At 70.0% G+C, this 4,996-nt stretch carries 4 protein-coding genes and 1 pseudogene; 4 read left to right on the top strand and 1 reads right to left on the bottom strand.

What is annotated here, in order from left to right; translation table 11 throughout:
* Positions 1–318, top strand: a pseudogene (locus KV557_RS43890) (ATP-binding protein); the annotation flags it as partial.
* Positions 319–389: 71 nt separating this feature from the next.
* Here KV557_RS43890 and KV557_RS41285 read toward each other — a convergent pair.
* Positions 390–1,691 carry a tyrosine-type recombinase/integrase gene (locus tag KV557_RS41285; protein WP_218207254.1) on the bottom strand — a complete coding sequence of 434 codons (1,302 nt, stop codon included), beginning with the start codon at positions 1,689–1,691 and terminating at the stop codon, positions 390–392.
* A 653-nt stretch (positions 1,692–2,344) separates the two neighbouring features.
* Between KV557_RS41285 and KV557_RS41280 the strand changes: the two genes are divergently transcribed.
* The 3 genes from KV557_RS41280 to KV557_RS41270 all read left to right on the top strand — a co-directional run bounded on the left by KV557_RS41280 (position 2,345) and on the right by KV557_RS41270 (position 4,766).
* The gene (locus tag KV557_RS41280) at positions 2,345–2,563 is read left to right on the top strand and encodes a helix-turn-helix transcriptional regulator (RefSeq protein ID WP_218207252.1); all 219 of its coding nucleotides are present in this window, start codon (positions 2,345–2,347) and stop codon (positions 2,561–2,563) included.
* A gap of 471 nt (positions 2,564–3,034) precedes the next feature.
* Positions 3,035–4,261, top strand: coding sequence for a DUF3631 domain-containing protein (locus KV557_RS41275; protein WP_374106734.1), 1,227 nt, complete (start codon positions 3,035–3,037; stop codon positions 4,259–4,261).
* A 118-nt stretch (positions 4,262–4,379) separates the two neighbouring features.
* Positions 4,380–4,766, top strand: a complete 387-nt coding sequence (locus KV557_RS41270; RefSeq protein WP_218207248.1) for a hypothetical protein — start codon at positions 4,380–4,382, stop codon at positions 4,764–4,766.
* The last annotated feature ends 230 nt before the right edge of the window (positions 4,767–4,996 follow it).

Genomic DNA, 4,996 nt, shown 5'->3' with positions numbered 1-4,996 from the left:
GCCCGCCCGGCCGCGCACCGCGCCCGCCGCGGCCGCGCCACCGTCCCGGCCCGGGTGCTCACGGCCCGCCGCCCCCGCCGCGACGGCCGGCCCTACGACACCCACGTCCTCCCCTGCCGCCCCCCGGCCCCCACCCTCCGCCCGGTCGACCTGGACACCCTCCCCGACCTCACCGCCGAATCCGGCCGGGGCCTCTTCCTCATCCACGCGCTCACCGACCACGTGCAGCTCCGCAACCACCCCCTCCGGGGGGCCATCGTGAGCTTCGACAAGATCCTCAAGTGGCAGGACGGCGCCCTGCTCCAGGCGGCGTCGTAGCACTGGTGTCCCTCTGACCTGCACGAATGGCCGCCTTCGGGGCCCAGGTCTCGACGAGTGCGAGGCAGAGATCAAGCTGCCAGGGCACACGTGGGGCACATGCCCTCGGATTTCGGCGTGGAGTGCCCCGCCCCGGCCTTCGAACCCGGAAGCACCCTGTCGATAGCCGAGCGGGTCCGGGACTCGCTCGTCGGCATCAGGTGGGTGTACGTCCGGAGCGTGAAGCCCGGGTCGCTGTGGCCGAGGTAGGCCGCCAGCGCCTTGATCGTCTCGCCGGCATCCAGCAGCACCGAGGCATAGGCATGCCGAAGGGCGTGCATGCCGTCGTCCGGGGCCGCCTGGAAGTACTTCGCCCCCTTCTCGCGCGGCGGGATGACTCCCGCCGCAACGAGCGCCAGCTTCCAGGCGCCCGCGTTGAAGACGCTGCGGTGGTACGGCTTGGCGTTCTCGTCGGTGAAGAGCAGGTTCGCCGTGTGGTCGTCACCATCGGCTATGCGCCAGGGGAGCGTGACCCGAGTCGGCGGGAACTTCTTCATATGGGCCTTCAGAGCCCTCGCCAGCCCATCGGGCAGCGGGACCTGCCGGACCTTGCCGCCCTTCGGCAGCGCGAACACCATCTTCTTCGCCACGAAGCGAACCTGCCGACGCACCGTCACCATGCGGCGGCGGAAGTCGACGTCGTCGACAGAGAGCGCGAAGACCTCGCCCTGTCGCAGCCCGCAGCCGAACGCGACCGAGCCGCCGGTCTGGAAACGCTCCGGCAGGCCGTTGATGACCGCGTGGACGCGCTCCACGGACCACGGGACGACCGGCTCCTTCTCCACCTTCGGGAAGCTCACCGACTTGGCCCGGCACGGGTTGGTGGCGATCGCGCCGTCGTCAACTGCCGCGTCCAGCATCATGATCAGGACGGAGCCGTACCAGCCGATGCTGGACGGTGCGAACCCTTCGTCCTGGAGTCGCCTCACCCAGCGCTTGATCGTGGTCGGCTTGAGCGCCCGGAGCTCCAACTTCCCCAGGCGGGCCACGATGTGGTTGCGAACCACGCCGTCGTAGCGCTCCAAGGTGGTCGGGCCGGGAGTGACGGCCTCCAGCCACGCCTCGGCGTACTCGGCCACGGTCTTCTTCCCGGCGTTCGGGTCGATGTAGGTGCCGCCCTTGAGCGTGACCTTGAGCTCGGCGGCGCGGTCGTCGGCCTTCGTCTTGAGCTCGAAGTCCTCCTTGCGCTGGGTGCCCTCGGGGTCGCGGTAGCGGACCTGCCAGCGCTTGCCCTTCCCGTGCTCGGCGGTCGGGTACTTGCCCTTGTGCTCTCGGCACTCCTTGTCGGTCGGGCGGGGGTAGGACTTGTGCCAGGTGTCATAGACGGTCGCCATTCGGCTCCTTCGGTCGAGGGCATGGGGATATGCAGCCGGGTGGTCGGCGGTGTGGTGGTGGGGGGGATTTTCCTCGCGGGTGAACCACAGATCCGATAAGCCGCGATCAACGCTGGCTTCGGGTGGGTGTTGGATATTCATCGACTGGCGACCGTTTGGCAAATGGACGGTGCTCGATAGTCCCGTCAGTGCCAGATGGTGCCAAATAGTGTCGGATAGTCCCGGGAAATCCGCGCCTCTTCACGAGTAGCGGCATGCGTCCGCGCTTACGGCAGTGACCTGGGCTCGTAGCCTCGCTGGTGGCCGCCCAGGCGTGCTGGCCGGGCGCGCATCAAGATCTTTTTTGCGATCTCCGCGAAGTCCTTGCATGCGAGATATTCCGGCTCGTAGCGTCGTTCCTGGCGCCGTCGCCTGCGGGGTGGCGACCACGTGCACCCAGCACGGCGTGCGGTTCTCGGCCCTTTTTAGGTGCCGAGCCGCCGACCGGGCATACTGCCCGGATCGCGTTTGCAGGAGGCTCCCGTGAGGGGGTCCGGCCTCTTTTTTGGAAATTGGCCGACCTCCTGCTGAACTTCCACCGCTCACCCGAGTCGGCGGCCCGAAAGGGACCGCCTATTTCGACCTGCCCTTTGTTCCCTGCCCATCGGAGATTCGTGACCAAGCCCATCCGCGCCACCACTACCGACCGCCGTCCGTTGGCCACCGCCCAGGAGCTCGCAGACCACCTGCAGGTTCCCCTCGACACCCTCTACGGGTGGAAGCACCGGGGCCAGGGGCCCAAGGCGATCAAGGTCGGCCGGCACCTGCGCTACCGCTGGACGGAGGTGGAGGTATGGCTGGACGACCTGAGCGCAGGTCGCGCCGCCGCCTGAGCCCTGCACGGTCAGCTTCCGTCCCCGTCGCCCAGCGCGTCGGCGGACCGTACGGCACTTCCCCACATCACCGCTCAACTCGGCGGTCCCGGATTCCACGGTCCGGGACCGCAGTTAGGAGACTCCTTGGAGAGCATGCCTTCCACACCTTCCACGGGACCGGTGTCGGTCCCGGTCCGGTCGCCCGTGCCGGTGCCCGCCGATCCGCAGCAGTGCCAACTCGTCAACGGGGCCGCCCTCGATTCCGGGGACGGCCGTGGTCCGTCCGCTGCGGACGGACCGGACACGGGGACCGGCCCCGGGGACGGTCCGCAGTCTGTGGCGGAACACGGGGACCGGTCCCGGACCGTTCCGGTGGTCGGTGGTCCACAGGCGCGGACCGAGCGGACCGTTCCGCCGGACGGGGACGGACCGGCGGACCAGCCTGCGGGTCCGTCCCGGACCGCCGGTGCGCAGACGGGGACCGTCCGGATCGGCGGTCCGGTGACGGGGACCGCGGTCGCGGACGGTCCGGTCCCGTCCGGTCCGCCGGATGACGGTCCGGTGGTCCGGGACGGTCCGGAGGCGGTCCCCGTGGTCCGCGCGGACCTGGGCGCGGTGCTGCTGGACGAGCTGCGGTCCACGCTCGCCCGGTATGTGGTGCTGCCGTCCTCGCATGCGCTGGACGCGGTGACGCTCTGGGTGGCTGCCACGCACGGACAACCGGCGTGGCAGCACGCGCCCCGGTTGGCGGTGGTCGGTCCGGCCAAGCGCTGCGGTAAGTCGCGGCTGCTGGACATCGTCACCGAGACGGTCCACGACCCGCTGATCACGGTGAACGCCAGCCTGCCCGCAGTCTTCCGCTCGATCACCGAGGACCCGCCCACCCTGCTGGTCGATGAGGCCGACACGCTGTTCGGCACCTCGAAGGCCGCCGAGCGGAACGAGGAACTGCGCGGCGTGCTGAACGCCGGCCACCAACGCAACCGCCCTGCGGTGCGCATGGTCGGCAACGGGCCGGACATGAGGCCGGGCAAGTTCCCGACCTTCGCGATGGCCGCTCTGGCCGGTATCGGCGATCTTCCGGACACGATCATGGACCGCTCGGTGGTCGTCCGGATGCGCCGCCGCGCACCGGGCGAGAGCGTGCAGCCGTTCCGCTCAGCCCTCGACACCAAGCCGCTCCACGACCTGCGCGACCGCGTCGCAGACTGGTTCCGCCCGCTGCTGCCGAGGGCGGTGGGGATGCTGCCCGTCATGCCGGTGGCCGACCGTGCTGCCGACACGTGGGAGCCGCTGGTGATCGTCGCCGACCTGGCCGGCGGTCACTGGCCCGCCACCGCACGCGCCGCGTGCGCGGCGATGTGCGCTCACGAGGCCGGTTTGGACGAGGACGGGGACGGTGCCAAGATCCGGATCCTGCAGGACATCCGGACCGTGTTCACCACTCTCGGCGATCCGCCCGCGCTCGCCACCGCCACCCTCCTCGCCCAACTACGGGCGTTGGAGGAGGCGCCATGGGCGGAGTTCGGCGTCAGCGGTCTGACCGCGCGCGGACTGCAGCTCCTGCTCAAGGACTTCGGCGTCTCCTCGTCCAACATCCGCTTCCCCGACTCCCGGCAGGCCAAGGGCTTCGTCCGAAACGACTTCCTCGACCCGTGGCGGCGCTACTGCCCCGAGCCCGCGCCGCCGCAGGTCGAGGGCGGCAGCCTGGCCTGACCCCGGCCCGCCGAGCCCGTCCCACTCGTCCCACCCTCTGCGCTCTCACGCCCGTCCGGCTTGCCCGGGATGGGTGAGACGAGTGCAACCCCCTATCCCCAACCGAAGGAAGTCTCGCTTGACCACCACAACCACCAACTGCTGCACACTGCGTCCCATGCTGAGCGGTAGCGCCGCCGATCAGCTGGCCGCCGTGACCGCCCTCGCCGGGGATCTGATCGCCGACTACACCGACCTGCTGAAGTACGACCGCCTCACCCGCCACCCCGACCTCGTGGCTCACGACCTCGACCGGCTCAAGCTCGTCACCGGGCGCGTTCGCGGTGGTGTCCGCAAGGACCGCACTACCGGCACCCGGGCACCCCTGCCGGCCGGTGTCGCCTGTGCCGAGCACACCCGGGCCGTCGCCGTACACGCCGACGTCTGCGACTGCCCTGCCACCGCACAGGGCGCCCTCGTTCTCCTGCCCGAGTGCGGCCCTACCCACAGCGTGTCGACAACCTGAGCGCGGCCGTTCACGCCCGCACGGGCATTCGTCCACCCGTGCAGCGCCGCCCTCGGCCCGTGATGGCGTCCCGCTGAGTGGTGTAGCAGGGATCTTGGTGTAGCCCCTGGTCATGAAGGAGCCATCGCGCAACTCTCCGAGTAGGAAGGCTCGTTGAGTGAGAGGTGCGCGATGGCCTTGTCCCAGTCTGACCTACTCCGCCTCATGGAGTCACTGCGTACGGCGGACGG

Origin of the sequence: Kitasatospora aureofaciens, from assembly GCF_019192735.1 — a bacterium.
Lineage (GTDB): Bacteria > Actinomycetota > Actinomycetes > Streptomycetales > Streptomycetaceae > Kitasatospora > Kitasatospora aureofaciens_A.
This window is presented reverse-complemented; position numbering and strand designations above follow the sequence as displayed.

Bases quoted from the DNA above. Each gene is read 5' to 3' on its own strand.
- KV557_RS41285 (WP_218207254.1), bottom strand. From the start codon at position 1,691: ATGGCGACCGTCTATGACACCTGGCACAAGTCCTACCCCCGCCCGACC.